This window comes from Thiosulfatihalobacter marinus (assembly GCF_016019955.1).
Taxonomy (GTDB): Bacteria; Pseudomonadota; Alphaproteobacteria; order Rhodobacterales; family Rhodobacteraceae; genus Shimia; species Shimia marinus_A.
In genome coordinates this window covers 18082-36487 of record NZ_JAECRZ010000003.1, presented here as the reverse complement: position 1 = coordinate 36487, position 18406 = coordinate 18082, and the positions used below count along the sequence as shown (strand labels likewise).

Genomic DNA, 18406 nt, shown 5'->3' with positions numbered 1-18406 from the left:
CCACGCATCGGCGCCCCAAAGGTCGGGAGAAACCACATGATCCAGATGCAAACCAACCTGGATGTTGCTGACAACAGCGGCGCACGCCGTGTTCAGTGCATCAAGGTTCTGGGTGGTTCCAAGCGTAAATACGCATCCGTGGGCGACATCATCGTCGTCTCGGTCAAGGAAGCCATTCCACGTGGTCGCGTCAAGAAAGGGGATGTCCGCAAGGCCGTCGTCGTGCGCACCGCAAAAGAAGTCCGTCGTGAAGATGGCACCGCGATCCGTTTCGATCGCAACGCAGCCGTTATCCTGAACAACAACAACGAGCCGGTCGGTACCCGTATCTTTGGCCCGGTTGTTCGCGAACTGCGTGCCAAGAACTTCATGAAAATCATCTCGCTCGCCCCGGAGGTGCTGTAAGATGGCTGCCAAACTGAAGAAGGGCGACAAGGTCGTCGTGCTGGCCGGCAAGGACAAGGGCAAGGAAGGGACGATCACGTCTGTTGACCCGAAAGCCGGCAAGGCCGTTGTGGACGGGATCAACATCTCGATCCGCCACACCAAGCAGACCCAGACCAGCCAGGGCGGCCGCCTTCCCAAGGCGATGCCGATTGCCCTGTCGAATCTGGCAATCCTGGACGCAAATGGCAAACCCACTCGTGTCGGCTTTCGCATGGAAGGTGACAAGAAGGTGCGTTTTGCCAAGACCACGGGGGACGTGATCGATGCTTGATTCCACTGACTACACCCCGCGCCTGAAGGCCGCGTACAAGGACACCGTCCGCGCCGCTCTGAAAGAAGAGTTCGGCTACAAGAACGACATGCAGATCCCGCGTCTGGACAAGATCGTTCTGAACATCGGATGTGGCCGGGCCGCCGTGAAGGACAGCAAGAAGGCCAAGTCGGCGCAGGCCGATCTGACCGCGATTGCAGGCCAGCACGCGATCACGACCATTGCCAAGAACTCGATCGCGGGTTTCCGGGTGCGCGAAGGCATGCCCATGGGCGCCAAGGTGACGCTGCGTGGCGACCGGATGTACGAATTCCTGGACCGCCTGATCACGGTTGCGATGCCGCGTATCCGCGACTTCCGTGGTGTGAAGCCGAGCTTTGACGGCCGTGGCAACTTTGCCACCGGTCTGAAAGAGCACATCGTGTTCCCCGAGATCGACTTTGACAAGGTCGATGAAGCCTGGGGCATGGATATCGTGATCACCACCACCGCTGAAACCGATGCCGAAGCCAAGAGCCTGTTGAAGCATTTCAACATGCCCTTCAGCGCGTAATCGGGAAGGAAGAGAGACATGGCTAAGAAAGCAATGATCGAACGCGAGAAGAAGCGTCAGCGCCTGGTGGAAAAATACGCCGCCAAACGCGTTGAGCTGAAAGAGATCGCGAATGATGAAAGCCGCCCGATGGAAGAGCGTTTCAAGGCGCGTCTGAAACTGGCGAAACTGCCGCGCAACAGCTCGGCAACCCGTCTGCACAACCGTTGCCAGCTGACCGGTCGTCCTCACGCTTACTATCGTAAGCTGAAGGTCAGCCGGATTGCGCTGCGCGAGCTGGGCTCTGCTGGTCAGATCCCCGGCATGGTCAAGTCGAGCTGGTAAGGAGGGTTAAGACATGAACGATCCTATCGGTGATATGCTGACCCGTATCCGCAACGGCCAGATGCGCGGCAAGTCGACGGTGAAGACACCGGCGTCCAAGCTGCGTGGCTGGGTTCTGGATGTGCTGGCCGACGAAGGCTACATCCGCGGCTACGAGAAGGCAGATGAAAACGGCCATCCGGCGTTTGAAATCAGCCTGAAGTATTATGAGGGCACCCCTGTCATTCGCGAACTCAAGCGGGTTTCCAAACCCGGTCGTCGCGTCTACATGGGCGTCAATGACATCCCCACTGTCCGTCAGGGCCTGGGCGTGTCGATTGTCTCCACCTCCAAGGGTGTGATGTCGGATGCTAGCGCGCGCTCCAACAAGGTTGGCGGCGAAGTGCTTTGCACGGTGTTCTAAGGAGAGCTTTATGTCTCGTATTGGTAAAAAACCGGTCGAGCTGCCCAGCGGCGTAACTGCCTCTGTCTCCGGCCAGACCATCGAAATCAAAGGCCCGAAGGACACCCAGTCCTTCACGGCAACCGACGATGTCACGCTGAGCGTGGAAGATAACGTTGTGAAAGTGACGCCGCGCGGTTCTTCCAAGCGCGCACGCCAGCAATGGGGCATGTCCCGTACCGTGATCGCCAACATGGTGACCGGTGTGACGACCGGCTTCAAGAAAGAGCTGGAGATCAACGGTGTGGGCTATCGTGCTCAGATGCAGGGCAACACCCTGAAGCTGGCGCTTGGCCTGAGCCATGACGTGAACTTTGAAGTGCCGGCCGGGATCACCGTAACCGCACCCAAAGCCACGCAGATCATTGTCGAAGGCACAGACCCACAGCTTGTCGGCCAGGTCGCGGCCAATATCCGCGAATGGCGCAAGCCCGAGCCCTACAAGGGCAAGGGCATCAAGTATGTCGACGAGTATATCTTCCGCAAGGAAGGCAAGAAGAAGTAAGGACCAGACAGATGGCAAACAGCAAACGGGAACTGTTCCTAAAGCGCCGCCTGCGCGTCCGGAACAAGCTTCGCAAGGTCAACGCAGGGCGTCCGCGTCTTTCGGTTCACCGGTCGAACAAGAACATCAGCGTTCAGCTGATCGACGACGTGAACGGCGTCACCCTGGCTTCGGCCTCGACGCTCGAAAAGGATCTGGGCGTTGTCGGCAAGAACAACGTGGAGGCCGCCACCAAGGTGGGCGCCGCGATTGCCGAACGCGCCAGGAAAGCCGGCGTGGAAGAAGCCTATTTCGACCGAGGTGGATTCCTCTTTCACGGCAAGGTGAAGGCTTTGGCCGACGCCGCGCGTGAAGGTGGACTGAAGATCTGACCGGGGTGGTGTGTGCATGCACGCACCCGACCGTCTGAAACACCGTAGGGTGCGTGCATGCACGCACCCTGCAACATGAAGGCAGCCAACCCTGCCTCGATGATCGAGGGCCCATACGGGTCACTGCGATTGACCGAACAAGGCGCGCAAGCGCCGAAACCAAATGGAGTGCCGAATGGCAGAACGTGATAACCGCCGGGGCCGTGGCCGCAACCGCGAAGACGAAACCCCGGAATTCGCCGATCGTCTTGTTGCGATCAACCGTGTGTCGAAAACCGTGAAGGGTGGTAAGCGTTTTGGCTTTGCCGCGCTCGTGGTTGTCGGCGACCAGAAGGGCCGTGTCGGCTTTGGCAAGGGCAAGGCGAAAGAAGTCCCCGAGGCCATTCGCAAGGCCACCGAACAGGCCAAGCGCCAGATGATTCGCGTGCCGCTGCGCGAAGGTCGCACGCTGCACCACGACATCGAAGGCCGTCATGGCGCCGGGAAAGTGGTCATGCGCACCGCGCCGGAAGGAACCGGGATCATCGCCGGTGGTCCGATGCGTGCCGTGTTCGAGATGCTGGGCATCAAGGACGTGGTCTCGAAATCGATCGGATCGCAAAACCCCTATAACATGATCCGCGCCACGATCGACGGGCTCAAGAAAGAATCGAGCCCGCGTCACGTGGCAGCCCGCCGGGGCAAGAAGGTTGCTGATATCCTGCGCAAGGAAGATGCACCGGCCCCCGAAGCGGCTGAAGCGTAAGGAGTAGCAAGACATGGCAAAAACCATCGTTGTGAAACAGGTCGGCAGCCCGATCCGTCGCCCTCAGGACCAGCGTGCCACGCTGATCGGCCTGGGCCTGAACAAGATGAACCGGACCCGCGAACTGGAAGACACGCCGTCGGTGCGCGGCATGATCAACAAGATCCCGCATCTGGTAGAGATCATCGAAGAAAAGGGCTGAGCCCATTTCAACGGTAGAGCATTGAAACGCCCCGCAGAAAACTGCGGGGCGTCTTTTTGTCGACGGCCAATGAGTTAGAAAGGCAGCCCGGTTGCGGAATGGCCATCTCTGCCCGGGGCTGCGCAGCACGTTGTGGCAGGAATGAGGATGCCATGCATTGGCTGCATGACGGGTTTGACGGGTCATCGCTTGCCGCGGCGCGGCGGCGCCCCTATCTGAGCTTGGTCGTTCAAGACGACAAGACTGATTGCCCGGGTTGACCTGGTCCCCGGACCGCCGAAAGGAACATGAAAATGGCATATACAACCACACACGCGCCTTATGGCGTCGTCGAACGCCTTCGGGCATTTGTTGAAACCCTGCGCGAGAACGCTGCCCAGCGTGCGGCCTATCGCCGGACCTACCGTGAGCTTTCACGCCTGACCAACCGTGAACTGGCCGATATCGGTCTGCGCCGGTGTGACCTGGAAACAACCTGTGCCCAGGTTGCCGGAAGGTAAGCGCCTCGGGGCCTGATCCCGGTTGGCTGCGCAAGCGCCCCTGTCGCTGGACGGGGGCGTTTTTCGTTCCGGGACAGGGTGGCGCGGGAATGGCTTGCGTCGTCAGGGTCGAAGGTCTATACGCCCCCGGTGGCCCCATGTGGCCGCAGAATCAAAATCAAGAAACGCCGTGGTTGGTCCGTTACGCTTCGGGGGCCACATCCGGCATAGGAGAAGCGACATGAAACTGCACGAACTGCGCGACAATCCCGGCGCAACCAAGAAACGCACGCGCGTTGGACGTGGCCCCGGCTCTGGCAAGGGCAAGATGGGTGGCCGCGGTATCAAGGGCCAGAAATCCCGTTCGGGTGTGGCCATCAACGGCTATGAAGGCGGCCAGATGCCGCTGTATCAGCGTCTGCCCAAGCGCGGCTTCAACAAGCCCAACCGCAAGGCATTCGCCGTGGTCAACCTGGGCCTGATCCAGAAATTCATCGACGCCGGCAAGCTGAATGCCGACGAAACCGTGACCGAGGACGCGCTGATTTCCAGCGGGCTCGTGCGCCGCAAGCTGGACGGTGTCCGCGTGCTGGCCAAGGGTGACGTGACCTCCAAGCTGACCATTGAAGTGACCGGTGCATCCAAGTCTGCAATCGCGGCCGTGGAAAAAGCAGGCGGCTCGCTGTCGGTCAAAACCGCGCCAGCGTCTGAATAAGTGGTTGTGAGCGGGTCCGCATCCGCTTACATACCCTAGCAAGTTTTCCAAACGCCGCCTGACCGGAAAACGGTTCTGGCGGCGTTTCCAGTCCAAGAGAGAACCGCATGGTATCCGCAGCAGAACAAATGGCCGCAAACACAAGCTGGGCCGCGCTTGGCAAAGCTACCGACCTGCGCAATCGCATCCTGTTCACCCTTGCATTGCTTATCGTCTACCGCCTGGGCACCTGGATTCCGGTGCCCGGCATCGATGGCGTTGCATTGCGGGAGTTCATGGACAGCGCGGCTTCGGGCCTAGGCGGCATCCTGTCGATGTTCACAGGCGGCGCGCTGGGGCGGATGGGCATCTTTGCCTTGGGAATCATGCCGTATATCTCGGCTTCGATCATCGTGCAGCTGTTGTCCTCGATGGTGCCCTCGCTGGAGCAGCTCAAGAAAGAGGGCGAGCAGGGCCGCAAGAAGATCAACCAGTATACCCGGTTCGGCACCGTGGCGCTGGCGACGGTGCAGGCCTATGGCCTGGCTGTCAGCCTGGAAGCCGGGGATCTGGCCACCGACCCGGGCCTGTTCTTCCGCTTCTCGACTTTGATCACGCTGGTGGGCGGCACCATGTTCCTGATGTGGCTGGGCGAGCAGATCACCGCGCGCGGCATTGGGAACGGTATTTCGCTGATCATCTTTGTTGGTATCGTCGCCGAACTTCCTGCCGCGCTGGCGCAATTCCTGGCCTCGGGCCGGTCTGGCGCGATCAGCCCGGCGGTGATCGTGGGTGTGATCGTGATGGTGGTGGCCGTGATTGCCTTTGTGGTGTTCATGGAACGCGCACTGCGCAAGATCCACATTCAGTATCCCCGACGCCAGGTGGGCATGAAGATGTACGATGGCGGTTCGTCGCATCTGCCGGTCAAGGTGAACCCGGCGGGCGTGATCCCGGCCATTTTTGCCAGTTCGCTGCTTTTGTTGCCAACGACGATTTCGACATTCTCGGGTGCGCAAACCGGGCCGGTCATGTCGACGATCCTGGCCTATTTCGGCCCCGGCCAGCCTTTGTATCTGCTGTTCTTCGTGTCGATGGTGGTGTTCTTCGCCTATTTCTACACGTTCAATGTCAGCTTCAAGCCCGAAGATGTGGCCGACAACCTGAAGAACCAGAACGGATTTGTTCCCGGCATTCGCCCCGGCAAGCGGACGGCCGAGTATCTGGAATACGTGGTAAACCGGGTTCTGGTGCTTGGCGCGGGCTATCTGGCGGCGGTCACGATCCTGCCCGAGATCCTGCGGGGTCAGTTCGCGATCCCGTTCTATTTCGGCGGCACGTCGGTTCTGATTGTCGTGTCGGTGACGATGGACACGATCCAACAGGTGCAAAGCCACCTTCTGGCCCATCAGTATGAAGGGCTGATCGAGAAGTCGCAGCTGCGCGGCAAGAGCAAGAAGCGGGGCAAGAAGGGAGCGGCGCGTAGATGAACATCATTCTGCTTGGCCCGCCGGGCGCGGGAAAGGGTACGCAAGCGCGCTTTCTCGTGGAAGAGCGTAACATGATCCAGCTGAGCACCGGCGACATGCTGCGCGAGGCCAAGGAGTCCGGCACCGCGATGGGCAGGCTGGTGGCCGAGGTCATGGCGCGTGGCGATCTGGTGACGGATGAGATCGTGATCGGCCTGATCCGCGAAAAGCTGGAAGGTGACAAGCGGGGCGGGTTCATCTTTGACGGCTTCCCGCGCACTTTGCCACAGGCCGACGCGCTGGCCGATCTGCTTGCCGAAAAAGGTGAGCGGCTTGATGCCGTGATCGAGATGCAGGTGGACGATGACGCGCTGGTGGCGCGGATCACGGCCCGGTCGACCTGTGGCAATTGCGGCGAGGTCTATAACGACCAGACCAAGCCCTGGCCCGCCGATGGCAGCTGTGTCAACTGTGACAACCCGCAGGTTTCGCGCCGTGCGGATGACAATGAAGAGAGCCTGAAGCAGCGGTTGATGGAGTATTACAAGAAAACGTCGCCGCTGATCGGCTATTATTATGCCAAGGGGGATCTGCGCACGGTCAACGGGCTGGGCGAGATCAACGAGGTGAAGGCAAGCATCGAGGCGGCCCTGACGTGACATCCCCTGCACCCGAGGTGAAGAAGTTGAACCGGAAAGGCAAGCGGCTGATGCTTGTTTTTGGCAGCATCGGCGTATTGAGCCTGGCGGGGCTATTGGGGTTCCAATCCTATTTCAATCGGTACATCAGCCCGTGCCTGGACAAAAACGCGCCGCAGTATATCCAGGACGAAAACGAACGCGCGCGCCTGTGTGAATGATGGGCCTTGACACCCTGCGGGATCGCCCATAAACCGCACCATCTCGGAAGAGAGAATCATACATTGCGCCGGGTCGCACCCGCAACGCAAGACCACCTGAATCAGCTGAGGCCCGGCCGCGAATCGCGTCGGGCTTACGTTGTGAAAAAAGGTTCCGGCACTACGGAACCGCAACGAAAAGGAAAGTGACACGTGGCACGTATTGCCGGCGTTAACATCCCGACCCACAAACGGGTCCCGATCGCCCTGACTTATATCACCGGAATTGGCCCCTCGTCGGCCAAGGAAATCTGTTCGTCCGTGAACATCGACGCAACCCGTCGTGTGAACGAACTGAGCGATGCCGAAGTGCTGGCCATCCGCGAGCATATCGACGCGAATTACACCGTCGAAGGCGACCTGCGCCGCGAAGTGCAGATGAACATCAAGCGCCTGATGGACCTGGGTTGCTACCGTGGCCTGCGCCATCGCCGTAACCTGCCGGTTCGCGGTCAGCGTACCCACACCAACGCCCGTACCCGCAAGGGCCCGGCCAAGCCGATCGCCGGCAAGAAGAAGTAAGGGAGGGTTCGATCAATGGCACGCGACAAGACACGCACCAAGCGTAAAGAGCGCAAGAATATCGCCACCGGTGTGGCGCATGTGAACTCTTCGTTCAACAACACCAAGATCCTGATCTCGGATGTGCAGGGCAACGCGATCTCGTGGTCGTCGGCTGGCACGATGGGTTTTAAGGGATCGCGGAAATCGACGCCTTACGCCGCTCAGATGGCTGCGGAAGATGCGGGCAAGAAGGCTCAGGAACACGGCGTCAAGACGCTTGAAGTCGAAGTTCAGGGCCCGGGTTCGGGCCGTGAATCGGCGCTGCGCGCCCTGGCCGCGGTTGGCTTCAACATCACCTCGATCCGTGATGTGACCCCGATCGCGCATAACGGCTGCCGCCCGCCAAAGCGCCGCCGCGTCTAAGTACGAATTTTACCGCTGGGGCCGCGTGTTCTGCACGGCCCCAGTTCGTCGTTTTGAAACCTCGGGCGTCTGGCTCTTTTGGACATGGGAGACAGGCAAGAATGGAGGGACGCATGATCCACAAGAATTGGGCAGAATTGATCAAGCCGACCCAGCTGGAAGTGAAGCCGGGCAATGATCCCGCGCGACAGGCCACGGTTGTGGCTGAACCGCTGGAACGTGGCTTTGGTCTGACCCTGGGCAACGCGCTGCGCCGCGTCTTGATGTCGAGCCTGCAAGGCGCGGCCATCACCAGCGTACAGATTGACAACGTGTTGCACGAGTTTTCCTCGGTCGCCGGTGTGCGCGAGGATGTGACCGACATCATCCTGAACCTCAAGGGCGTGAGCCTGCGCATGGAAGTCGAAGGGCCCAAGCGCCTGTCGATCAATGCCAAGGGGCCGGGCGAAGTGACGGCTGGCGATATCAGTGACAGCGCTGGTATCGAGGTGCTGAACAAGGAGCACGTGATCTGTCACCTCGACGATGGCGCGGATCTGTACATGGAACTGACCGTCAACACCGGCAAGGGCTATGTGTCGGCTGACAAGAACAAGCCGGAAGACGCGCCCATCGGTCTGATCCCGATCGACGCGATCTATTCGCCGGTCAAGAAGGTCAGCTATGACGTGCAGCCCACCCGCGAGGGCCAGGTGCTGGACTATGACAAGCTGACCATGAAGGTTGACACGGACGGGTCGGTCACGCCGGAAGATGCGGTGGCCTATGCTGCGCGTATCCTTCAGGACCAGCTGAGCATCTTCGTGAACTTTGAAGAGCCGGAATCGGCTGGCCGCCAGGAAGAAGATGACGGCCTGGAATTCAACCCGCTGCTGCTGAAGAAGGTGGACGAGCTGGAACTGTCGGTGCGTTCGGCCAACTGCCTGAAGAACGACAACATCGTTTATATCGGCGATCTGATTCAGAAAACCGAAGCCGAGATGCTGCGCACCCCGAACTTTGGCCGCAAATCGCTGAACGAGATCAAGGAAGTGTTGTCGGGCATGGGTCTGCACCTTGGCATGGATGTCGAGGACTGGCCGCCGGACAATATCGAGGATCTGGCCAAGAAATTCGAAGACTCCTTCTAAGGAGTCTTCCAATGCCCGGACGTGCCGGGGACAATATGGGCAAGCCTGCCCCAAGGAGAGCCGGTGACACGCATCGCCGGCCAGACAAAGCAAAATCGCCCGTAGAGGGCAAATATCGGAGTAAGACTCATGCGTCATAAACGTGGCTATCGCCGCCTGAACCGCACCCACGAACACCGCAAGGCCCTGTTTTCGAACATGGCGGGCTCGTTGATCGAACACGAGCAGATCAAGACAACCCTGCCCAAGGCCAAGGAACTGCGCCCGATCGTTGAAAAATTGATCACGCTGGCCAAAAAGGGTGATCTGCACTCGCGCCGTCTGGCTGCATCGCGCCTGAAGGAAGATCAGTATGTCGCCAAACTTTTTGACGTTCTGGGTCCGCGCTATGCCGAGCGTCCCGGTGGCTATATCCGTATTCTGAAGGCCGGTTTCCGCTATGGTGACATGGCGCCGATGGCGATCATCGAATTCGTGGACCGTGACCTGGACGCCAAGGGCGCCGGCGACAAGGCCCGCATGGCAGCCGAAGAAGCGGCGGCTGACGACGAATAATTCCCTCGGGCCATGCCCGTTGAACTGCCCCCGCCTGCCCGTCAGGCGGGGGTTTTTCTTTGGCTGTGGCCATGGCGCGGTTTCGCCCGCGTGGCTTGCAAAACCGGGACTGGCTTTGCATATCAACGCCAAAGCCGAGGAGTTGTCATGTTGCGCACCATTCTGACCGTTCTGATTCTGTCTTTGTTGCCCGTCATCGGGGCAAGCCAGACAAGGGTGCCGCAAAGCCAGGCCGAGATTTCGCTGGGATTCGCACCGCTGGTGAAGGACGCGGCCCCGGCGGTGGTGAACATCTATGCCAAGCGGGTGGTCAATGTGCGCTCCAGCCCGTTTCAGGGCGATCCGTTCTTTGAGAGCCTGTTCCGCGATTTCGCCGATGCCCGGCCAAAGGTGCAAAATTCGCTTGGGTCCGGCGTGATTCTTTCAGAAGACGGGATCGTGGTGTCGAATTATCACGTCGTGAAGCTGTCCACGGATATCCGGGTTCAGTTGAACGATCGGCGCGAGTTTTCCGCAAGGGTGTTGCTGGCGGACGAGGAAAGCGACCTTGCGATCCTGCAACTTGAAGACGCCAGGGACATGCCCTTTCTGCGTTTGCGTGACAGCGACACCGTGGAGGTGGGGGAACTGGTGCTGGCCATTGGCAACCCGTTCGGTGTTGGACAGACCGTGAGCAGCGGCATCGTGTCGGGCCTGGCCCGGTCGGGCGTGGCAACCGGCAATGCGCGCGGCTATTTCCTGCAAACCGACGCGCCGATCAATCCGGGCAATTCCGGGGGGGCGCTGATTGACGTGAATGGCGCGTTGATCGGGATCAACACCTCGATCCTGACCCGGTCGGGCGGGTCCAACGGCATCGGTTTCGCCATCCCGTCCAGGCTTGTGGCGCAGTTCATGACGCAGGCGCGCGACGGGCGCGATGCGTTTCAGCGCCCCTGGGCCGGTATGTTCGGCCAACCCGTCGATGCGGATATGGCCCCTGGGCTTGGGCTGGAGCGTCCCGGCGGCATCGTGATTTCCGAGTTGCATCGCGAAAGCCCGTTCAAGACGGCCGGGTTCCAACCGGGCGACGTGATCCTGGAAGTGGACGGCGAGCCGGTCAACACACCTTCGGAGATGATCTATCGCATGTCGGTGGCCGGGCTGGGCACCGAGGCGGATGTGTTGATGGTGCGCGACGGCGCGCCGCAAACGCGCCGGGTACGCATGGACGTGGCGCCGGAAACGCCGCCGCGCGACACGGTCGAGACCGGGCGTCGCGCGGCGATACCGGGGATGGTGCTGTCGCGGATCAACCCGGCGGTGTTGGGGCAGTACGGGTTGCCGTTGAGCCTTGAGGGGGTGGTTGTCGAGGCCCCGGGCGAGGTGGGCGCGCGGCTTGGTCTGGCGCCCGGCGATGTGCTGCGCGCTATTGACGGAGAAACGGTTGACACCCCCAGGGCGGCAGATCGGGCTTTGCGCGCGGCGCGTCAGCGGCTTACGCTGGACGTGCAGCGCGGCACGAAACGTATCGTGATGCGGTTTCGCCTGTGAGGGAAAATGGCCGACCTATTTGATTCCGTGCCCCGCGATGGGGCCGACGACCCCGGAGCCGGGCACCGACCGCTGGCCGATCGGTTGCGCCCGCGCAGCCTGGGCGAGGTGATCGGGCAGGAGCAGGTTCTGGGCCCCGAGGCGCCGCTGGGCGTGATGCTGGCCTCGGGCGCGTTGTCTTCGCTGGTGTTCTGGGGGCCGCCGGGGGTGGGCAAGACCACGATTGCGCGGCTTCTGGCGGATGAGACCGATCTGCATTTCGTGCAGATCAGCGCGATCTTCACCGGGGTGCCGGATCTGCGCAAGGTGTTCGAGGCGGCCAGGATGCGCCGGTCGAACGGCAAGGGCACGTTGTTGTTCGTGGACGAGATTCATCGCTTCAACAAGGCGCAGCAGGATGGTTTCCTGCCGCATATGGAAGACGGCACCATCCTTTTGGTGGGAGCAACCACCGAGAACCCGAGTTTCGAGCTGAACGCGGCGCTATTGAGCCGCGCCCAGGTGCTGGTGCTGGAACGGCTGAGCCTGGGCGATCTGGAGAGGCTTGCCCAGCGCGCCGAGCGCGCGCTGGACCGGGCGTTGCCGTTGAGCGGGCCCGCGCGCGAGGCGCTGCTGGAAATGGCCGATGGCGACGGGCGCGCGCTTTTGAACCTGATCGAGCAGGTCATGGCCTGGAACCTGCCGGGCAAGCTGGACCCCGAGGCGCTGTCGACCCGGTTGATGCGGCGCGCGGCGCAGTATGACAAATCCGGTGATGCCCATTACAATCTGATCTCGGCGCTGCACAAATCGGTGCGCGGGTCGGACCCGGACGCGGCGCTTTACTGGTATGCGCGGATGCTGGAGGGGGGCGAAGACCCGCGCTATCTGGCGCGCCGGATCACGCGCATGGCGGTGGAGGATATCGGACTGGCCGATCCCCAGGCGCAGGCGGTGTGTTTGCAGGGCTGGGAGACCTATGAGCGGCTGGGCAGCCCGGAGGGCGAGCTGGCGCTGGCGCAGGCGGTGGTGTATCTGGCGCTGGCCCCCAAGAGCAATGCCGGATACGGCGCCTACAAGGCGGCGCGCAAGCTGGCGCGAAAGACCGGCTCGGCCATGCCGCCCAGGCACATTCTGAACGCGCCCACATCGTTGATGGCCGATCAGGGATATGGCGACGGGTATGCATACGATCACGATGCCGAGGACGGATTTTCGGGGCAGAACTATTTCCCTGAAGACGTGAAGCGGCCGGTTTTGTACACGCCGGTCGAGCGCGGGTTCGAGCGCGAGTTGAAGCGGCGGCTGGATTACTTTGCGACGCTGCGTGCCAAGCGGGGCGGGTAGGGGGCGCTGCCCCCGTCGCCCGTTGGGCGACCCCCCCGGAGTATTTCGGGCAAAATGAAGAATTCGGCGAGCTTGACATCCGCGTGGTGGCGCGCGACAGACGCGGGCATGTTGCAAAGCCTTATATATGTGGCCTTTGGCGGAGCCGTGGGTGCCAGCCTGCGATTTGTCGTGGGGCTGGGTGTGGTGCGCCTGTTGGGAACCGGGTTTCCCTTGGCGATCATCACGGTGAATGTCATCGGGTCGTTTCTGATGGGGGCGTTCGTGGTGGCGGCGGCGCATCGCGGGCTGACCCATTACTCGCCGCTGGTGATGACCGGGCTGTTGGGCGGGTTCACCACGTTCTCGGCGTTTTCTTTGGAGACTGTGACCCTGATCGAACGTGGCCAGATAACGGCGGCGGCGGTTTATGTGATGGTCAGCGTTGTCGGGTCGGTCGCTGCGTTGGCGGCGGGACTGATGATGGCGCGGGCGGTGTACGCATGAGCCAGGTACAGACAATTACCGTGGGGCCGGGGGATGCGGATCAGCGGCTTGATCGCTGGTTCCGGCGGGTGTTTCCGCATGTCAGCCAGGGCCTGATCGAGAAAATGTGCCGCAAGGGCGAAATCCGTGTTGATGGCGGGCGGGTCAAGGCCTCGGCGCGGTTGAGCCCGGGCCAGCAGGTGCGCATTCCGCCTTTGCCCGCGCCGGGGTCTCAGCCCACGATGATAAGGACGCATGTGTCCGAGGCGGATGCGCGGATGATTCGGGATTGTGTGATTTTTCGCGACGATCACATCATTGCGCTGAACAAACCGCCGGGTTTGCCGACCCAGGGTGGCAGCAAGCAGAAGAAACATGTCGACGGGTTGGCCGAGGCGCTTTGCTTTGGTCTGGAGGAAAAGCCGCGTCTGGTGCATCGGCTGGACAAGGACACGTCCGGGGTGCTGCTTCTGGCGCGCACGCGGCAGATGGCGGCGGCGCTGACTGCGGCGATCCGGCATCGCGAAACCCGCAAGATCTACTGGGCCGTGGTGGCCGGTGTGCCAACGCCGTATCTGGGTGAGATCAAGTATGGGCTGGTCAAGGCGCCGGGACACGGAAAGCGCGGCGAGGGTGAAAAGATGCATTGCGTGCATCCGCGCGACGTGGAATCGACGCCGGGGGCCAAGCGGGCGATCACCCAATATGCCACGTTGTACCGGGTCGCCAGCCGGGCGGCCTGGGTGGCGATGGAGCCGATCACCGGGCGCACGCATCAGTTGCGCGCGCATATGGCCGAGATCGGGCATCCGATCATCGGGGATGGAAAATACGGTGGATCGGGCCAGGACAACATGGGCGATGGCTGGGGCGCGCAGCTGGGCGGGATCATCTCGAACAAGCTGCACCTTCATGCGCGCCGGATGCAGTTCGAGCACCCGGTCACGAAAAAGCTGATCACCGTGGACGCCCCGCTGCCCGCGCATATGTCGCACACGTTCGATACGTTCCAGTGGACCGCAGACATGGCCGCGGAAGACCCGTTCGAGGGGTTGCAATGACGGCAGCGCTGCGGCTGGTGGTGTTTGACGTGGACGGAACGCTGGTAGACAGCCAGGCGGACATCCTGGGTGCCATGGCGGCGGCTTTCGCGGCTGTGGGTGCCGAGATGCCGGAACGCGAGGCGGTTCTGGGGATTGTCGGGTTGTCGCTGGACGTGGCGATGGCACGGCTGGCGCCCGGGGCGGATGCGGCCACACTGAACAGGCTGGTGGACGGCTACAAGCACAGTTACATGACCCGGCGCGAGGCCGTCGGAACACGGCAATCCTCGCCGCTTTATCCCGGTGCCGCCGAGGCGCTGCGACGGTTGCAGAGGATGGATCACATTCTGCTGGGTGTGGCGACGGGTAAGTCGCGGCGCGGTCTGGACAAGCTGTTGCAGGGGCATGGGCTGGAGCGGATGTTCGTGACCCGGCAGGTTGCCGATCACCACCCGTCCAAGCCCCATCCCGCCATGTTGCACGCGGCGCTGGCGGAAACCGGCGTGGCCGCGCGTGATGCGGTGATGGTGGGCGATACAAGCTATGACATGGAGATGGCGTGCGCGGCAGGCATCCCGGCGATCGGGGTAAGCTGGGGCTATCACGATCCGGCGACTCTTGTGGGGGCGGATGTGCTGATCGACAGTTTCGACGCGCTGGAGGGCGCATTGGCAACGGTATGGGGATAACGCAATGAGCGGTTGGGCCAGGAAACGGTTCTGGAAAGAGACATCCGTGGTGTCCGAGGGCGGCGGGTTTGCCGTGCATCTGGACGGGCGGGCGCTGCGCACACCGGCCAAGGCGCCGCTGGTTGTGCCGGGCGCGCAAATGGCGGGCGCGATTGCGCAGGAATGGGACGCGCAGCAAGGCGAGGTTGATCCGCGATCGATGCCCTTCACACGATCGGCCAATGCCGCGATTGACAAGGTGGCGGTCCAGCACGCGGATGTGGCGGATATGCTGGCCGAATACGGAGGCAGCGACCTGTTGTGCTATCGCGCGACGACCCCGGCAGAGCTTGTCGCGCGCCAGGCGGCGAACTGGGATCCGTTGTTGGACTGGGCCGAGACCGCGCTTGGCGCGCGTCTGGCGGCGGTGTCCGGTGTGATGCACCATCCCCAGGACAGGGCGGCGCTGGATGTGCTGCGGCGCCGGGTCCATGGGCTGAACAACTTCGAATTGGCGGCATTTCATGATCTTGTCAGCCTTTCGGGATCGTTGATCATCGGTTTCGCCGCGACCCTGGATCACTTGCCGATCGAAGAATTGTGGCGGGTTTCCAGAATCGACGAAACCTGGCAGGAAGAGCTGTGGGGCGTCGACGAAGAGGCGTCGGAGATGGCGGAAGTCAAGCGGCAGGCATTTCTGCACGCCCATCGCTTTCACAAAATGTCGCAGAAATAGCCTGAATTGTCCGTTACTTGCGCCGTCCCTGCCACCAGATAAACAATGATTGAAAACGGTGATGGGGCACTTGACGTTTTCGAATGAATCCGACCACATTGGAGCATGGGGTGCGTGGGGACCAATTCCCTGTGCCTCTGATACGGCTGATGAAGGCCGAAACGCCGCCCAGGGAAGGGCGGGACATCAGGAAGAGGTAAAAATGAAGAAATCCGTATTTTTTGGCGCGCTGACTGTAGCGGGCCTGGTCGCTGGCGCAGCTGCCGCCGGGACCGTTGACGACATCAAGGCGCGCGGCAAGCTGAACTGTGGTGTGACCACCGGCCTTGTCGGTTTTGCTGCACCGGATGCCAATGGCGAGTGGAACGGTTTTGACGTGGGTGTGTGCCGCGCGGTTGCCGCCGCAGTGCTGGGCGATCCGAAAGCCGTGGAATTCGTGCCCACCACCGGCAAGACACGCTTCACCGCGCTGGCGTCGGGTGAAATCGACATGCTGGCCCGGAACACCACCTGGACATTCTCGCGCGATGTGGACCTGAAGTTCGAATTCGTCGGCGTGAACTACTATGACGGTCAGGGCTTTATGGTTCCCAAGGAACTGGGCGTGTCCTCGGCCAAGGAACTGGACGGCGCGACCGTGTGCATCCAGACCGGCACCACCACCGAGCTGAACCTGGCCGATTTCTTCCGCTCCAACAATATCAGCTATGAGCCGGTGCCGATCGAAACCAACGCCGAAGCGCAACAGCAGTACCTGGCCGGTGCCTGTGACGTGTACACCACCGATGCTTCGGGCCTCGCGGCAACCCGCGCGACCTTTGAAAATCCCGGTGATCACGTGCTTCTGCCCGAAATCATCTCGAAAGAGCCGCTGGGCCCGCTGGTCCGCCACGGCGACAACGAGTGGGGTGACGTGGTGCGCTGGACTCTGAACGCGCTGATCGCAGCCGAAGAGCTGGGCGTGACCTCGGCCAATATCTCAGAGATGTCCATGGGCACCGACAACCCGGAAATCAACCGTATGCTGGGTAGCGAAGGCAACCTGGGCGAGCAGCTTGGCCTGTCGGCCGACTGGGCCAAGAACGCAATCATGGCCGGTGGCAACTATGGCGAACTGTTCGAGAAGAACATCGGTGAAAGCACTCCGATCGGCCTGGCGCGCGGGCTGAACGCCCAGTGGACCAACGGTGGCCTGATCTACTCGCCGCCCTTCCGGTAAGAACCAAGAACAGAAGGGCGCGGGGAACACCTCGCGCCCTTCTCGCATTGCGTGACCAAGTCACACCAAGACTTCGGCCAAGGCGCCCTGAGCGCCGCAAAAAAACAATAGGCCGAGTAACGGGGAAGTATCCAAATGACCACTTTGACCGACCCTCCCAAGGAGTCGTTCCGGCTGTCTATGCTGATCTATGACACCCGGTATCGTTCCCTGACGATCCAGGCGGTTGCGATGCTGGGATTCATGTTGCTGGCAGCCTGGCTGATCAACAACACGATCGTGAACCTTGCAACGCTGGGCAAGCCGATTGACCTGGGCTTTCTCGGCGAACCAGCCAGCTATGACATCAACCAGCGCCTGCTGGATTACAACAGCCGTGATACGCATTTGCGGGCGGCCTTTATCGGCCTGATCAACACGATTGTGGTGGCCGTTCTTGGCTGTATCACCGCAACCATCATCGGCGTTCTTGTCGGCGTCCTGCGTCTGAGCAAGAACTGGCTGGTGGCAAAGATCATGACGGTCTATGTCGAAGTGTTCCGCAACGTGCCTGTGCTGTTGTGGATCGTTCTGGCCATGGCGATCCTGATCGAAAGCCTGCCGGCGCCGCGCGACTTCCGGGGCGAAAACCCCGAGGCGACACTGAGTTTCTTCGATACCGTGGCGATCACCAACCGCGGTGTATATATCCCCGAGCCGCTGTTTTCCAACAGTCTGGGCAATATTCACCTGTTCGGCGATTCCTCGCTGCGCTTTGACGTTTCGCTTGATCTGGTGGCGATCCTGATTGTTCTGGCGGCGAGCATTTTTGCCATTCGCAAAGTGACGGCCCGTGCGGCCCGCATCCAGGCTGCGACCGGCGTCCGGCCCAAGACGTGGCATGTCAACCTGGCCATATTCTTTGTGCCGATGATCGCTCTGCTGACACTGCTTGGGTTCCACCTGGGCTACCCGGCGCTGAAAGGTTTCAACTTTCAGGGCGGCACGCATATGCGTAATTCGCTCATCGCGCTTTGGCTGGCGTTGTCGCTGTATACGGCGGCTTTCATCGCCGAGATTGTGCGTGGCGGCATCCTGGCCATCAGCCACGGTCAGACCGAAGCCGCCGGTGCGCTGGGGCTGCGGCCGGGCAAGACGATGCGCCTGGTGATCCTGCCACAGGCGCTGCGGGTCATCATTCCGCCGATGATCTCGAACTATCTGAACCTGACCAAGAACTCGTCGCTGGCCATTGCCGTGGGGTATATGGACATCACCGGCACGCTGGGCGGGATCACGATGAACCAGACCGGGCGCGAGCTTGAGGGCGTTCTGTTGCTCATGGCCTGCTACCTGCTGATTTCGCTGAGTATCTCGGCGGTCATGAACTGGTACAACAAGCGCGTCGCATTGGTGGAGAGATAA

26 protein-coding genes are annotated in these 18406 nt (G+C 61.4%); all 26 read left to right on the top strand.

Annotated features, from left to right (window positions below):
* The first annotated feature begins 36 nt into the window (after nt 1-36).
* On the top strand, nt 37-405 hold the full coding sequence (gene rplN / locus I3253_RS05485; protein ID WP_005621870.1) for a 50S ribosomal protein L14: 369 nt from the start codon (nt 37-39) through the stop codon (nt 403-405).
* Nucleotide 406: 1 nt separating this feature from the next.
* Nucleotides 407-718, top strand: coding sequence for a 50S ribosomal protein L24 (rplX, locus tag I3253_RS05480; RefSeq protein ID WP_197916645.1), 312 nt, complete (start codon nt 407-409; stop codon nt 716-718).
* Nucleotides 711-1271, top strand: coding sequence for a 50S ribosomal protein L5 (gene rplE, locus I3253_RS05475; protein ID WP_197916644.1), 561 nt, complete (start codon nt 711-713; stop codon nt 1269-1271). Before rplX ends, rplE begins: the two co-directional genes overlap by 8 nt.
* A gap of 18 nt (nt 1272-1289) precedes the next feature.
* Nucleotides 1290-1595, top strand: a complete 306-nt coding sequence (gene rpsN / locus I3253_RS05470) for a 30S ribosomal protein S14 (protein ID WP_197916643.1) — start codon at nt 1290-1292, stop codon at nt 1593-1595.
* Nucleotides 1596-1608: 13 nt separating this feature from the next.
* Entirely contained in the window at nt 1609-1998 is a 390-nt protein-coding gene (gene rpsH / locus I3253_RS05465; protein WP_197916642.1) for a 30S ribosomal protein S8, read from the top strand.
* A gap of 10 nt (nt 1999-2008) precedes the next feature.
* Entirely contained in the window at nt 2009-2542 is a 534-nt protein-coding gene (gene rplF / locus I3253_RS05460) for a 50S ribosomal protein L6 (RefSeq protein WP_197916641.1), read from the top strand.
* Between the two features lie 11 nt (nt 2543-2553).
* Nucleotides 2554-2913: a 50S ribosomal protein L18 gene (rplR, locus tag I3253_RS05455; RefSeq protein WP_197916640.1), complete on the top strand. Its 360-nt coding sequence runs from the start codon at nt 2554-2556 to the stop codon at nt 2911-2913.
* 175 nt (nt 2914-3088) lie between these two features.
* A complete protein-coding gene (rpsE, locus tag I3253_RS05450) occupies nt 3089-3658 on the top strand; it encodes a 30S ribosomal protein S5 (protein WP_197916639.1) in 570 nt (189 codons plus the stop codon).
* A gap of 13 nt (nt 3659-3671) precedes the next feature.
* Entirely contained in the window at nt 3672-3860 is a 189-nt protein-coding gene (rpmD, locus tag I3253_RS05445; protein WP_093094507.1) for a 50S ribosomal protein L30, read from the top strand.
* 293 nt (nt 3861-4153) lie between these two features.
* Nucleotides 4154-4360 (top strand): DUF1127 domain-containing protein, encoded by a 207-nt coding sequence (locus I3253_RS05440; RefSeq protein ID WP_197916638.1) that lies wholly within the window; start codon nt 4154-4156, stop codon nt 4358-4360.
* A 220-nt stretch (nt 4361-4580) separates the two neighbouring features.
* Complete coding sequence (gene rplO, locus I3253_RS05435) at nt 4581-5054, top strand: 50S ribosomal protein L15 (protein WP_197916637.1); 474 nt, start codon at nt 4581-4583, stop codon at nt 5052-5054.
* A 107-nt stretch (nt 5055-5161) separates the two neighbouring features.
* A complete protein-coding gene (gene secY / locus I3253_RS05430; protein WP_197916636.1) occupies nt 5162-6523 on the top strand; it encodes a preprotein translocase subunit SecY in 1362 nt (453 codons plus the stop codon).
* Nucleotides 6520-7161 carry an adenylate kinase gene (locus tag I3253_RS05425; RefSeq protein WP_197916635.1) on the top strand — a complete coding sequence of 214 codons (642 nt, stop codon included), beginning with the start codon at nt 6520-6522 and terminating at the stop codon, nt 7159-7161. The genes secY and I3253_RS05425 overlap by 4 nt, the downstream gene beginning before the upstream one ends.
* Complete coding sequence (locus tag I3253_RS05420) at nt 7158-7361, top strand: hypothetical protein (RefSeq protein WP_197916634.1); 204 nt, start codon at nt 7158-7160, stop codon at nt 7359-7361. The genes I3253_RS05425 and I3253_RS05420 overlap by 4 nt, the downstream gene beginning before the upstream one ends.
* Before the next feature lie 192 nt (nt 7362-7553).
* Nucleotides 7554-7922 (top strand): 30S ribosomal protein S13, encoded by a 369-nt coding sequence (rpsM, locus tag I3253_RS05415; protein WP_197916633.1) that lies wholly within the window; start codon nt 7554-7556, stop codon nt 7920-7922.
* Between the two features lie 15 nt (nt 7923-7937).
* A complete protein-coding gene (rpsK, locus tag I3253_RS05410) occupies nt 7938-8327 on the top strand; it encodes a 30S ribosomal protein S11 (protein WP_197916632.1) in 390 nt (129 codons plus the stop codon).
* Nucleotides 8328-8440: 113 nt separating this feature from the next.
* Nucleotides 8441-9457, top strand: coding sequence for a DNA-directed RNA polymerase subunit alpha (locus tag I3253_RS05405; RefSeq protein ID WP_197916631.1), 1017 nt, complete (start codon nt 8441-8443; stop codon nt 9455-9457).
* 129 nt (nt 9458-9586) lie between these two features.
* Nucleotides 9587-10012, top strand: a complete 426-nt coding sequence (rplQ, locus tag I3253_RS05400) for a 50S ribosomal protein L17 (protein WP_197916630.1) — start codon at nt 9587-9589, stop codon at nt 10010-10012.
* A gap of 147 nt (nt 10013-10159) precedes the next feature.
* Nucleotides 10160-11545: a trypsin-like peptidase domain-containing protein gene (locus I3253_RS05395; protein ID WP_197916629.1), complete on the top strand. Its 1386-nt coding sequence runs from the start codon at nt 10160-10162 to the stop codon at nt 11543-11545.
* A gap of 6 nt (nt 11546-11551) precedes the next feature.
* Nucleotides 11552-12871 carry a replication-associated recombination protein A gene (locus I3253_RS05390; RefSeq protein WP_197916628.1) on the top strand — a complete coding sequence of 440 codons (1320 nt, stop codon included), beginning with the start codon at nt 11552-11554 and terminating at the stop codon, nt 12869-12871.
* 108 nt (nt 12872-12979) lie between these two features.
* Nucleotides 12980-13357 carry a fluoride efflux transporter CrcB gene (gene crcB, locus I3253_RS05385; RefSeq protein ID WP_197916627.1) on the top strand — a complete coding sequence of 126 codons (378 nt, stop codon included), beginning with the start codon at nt 12980-12982 and terminating at the stop codon, nt 13355-13357.
* The gene (locus tag I3253_RS05380; protein WP_197916626.1) at nt 13354-14397 is read left to right on the top strand and encodes an RluA family pseudouridine synthase; all 1044 of its coding nucleotides are present in this window, start codon (nt 13354-13356) and stop codon (nt 14395-14397) included. Before crcB ends, I3253_RS05380 begins: the two co-directional genes overlap by 4 nt.
* Entirely contained in the window at nt 14394-15068 is a 675-nt protein-coding gene (locus tag I3253_RS05375; RefSeq protein WP_197916625.1) for an HAD-IA family hydrolase, read from the top strand. The genes I3253_RS05380 and I3253_RS05375 overlap by 4 nt, the downstream gene beginning before the upstream one ends.
* A gap of 4 nt (nt 15069-15072) precedes the next feature.
* On the top strand, nt 15073-15783 hold the full coding sequence (locus tag I3253_RS05370; protein WP_197916624.1) for an ATP12 family chaperone protein: 711 nt from the start codon (nt 15073-15075) through the stop codon (nt 15781-15783).
* A gap of 202 nt (nt 15784-15985) precedes the next feature.
* Nucleotides 15986-17002 carry an amino acid ABC transporter substrate-binding protein gene (locus I3253_RS05365; protein ID WP_197916623.1) on the top strand — a complete coding sequence of 339 codons (1017 nt, stop codon included), beginning with the start codon at nt 15986-15988 and terminating at the stop codon, nt 17000-17002.
* A gap of 135 nt (nt 17003-17137) precedes the next feature.
* Nucleotides 17138-18406, top strand: a complete 1269-nt coding sequence (locus tag I3253_RS05360) for an amino acid ABC transporter permease (protein WP_197916622.1) — start codon at nt 17138-17140, stop codon at nt 18404-18406.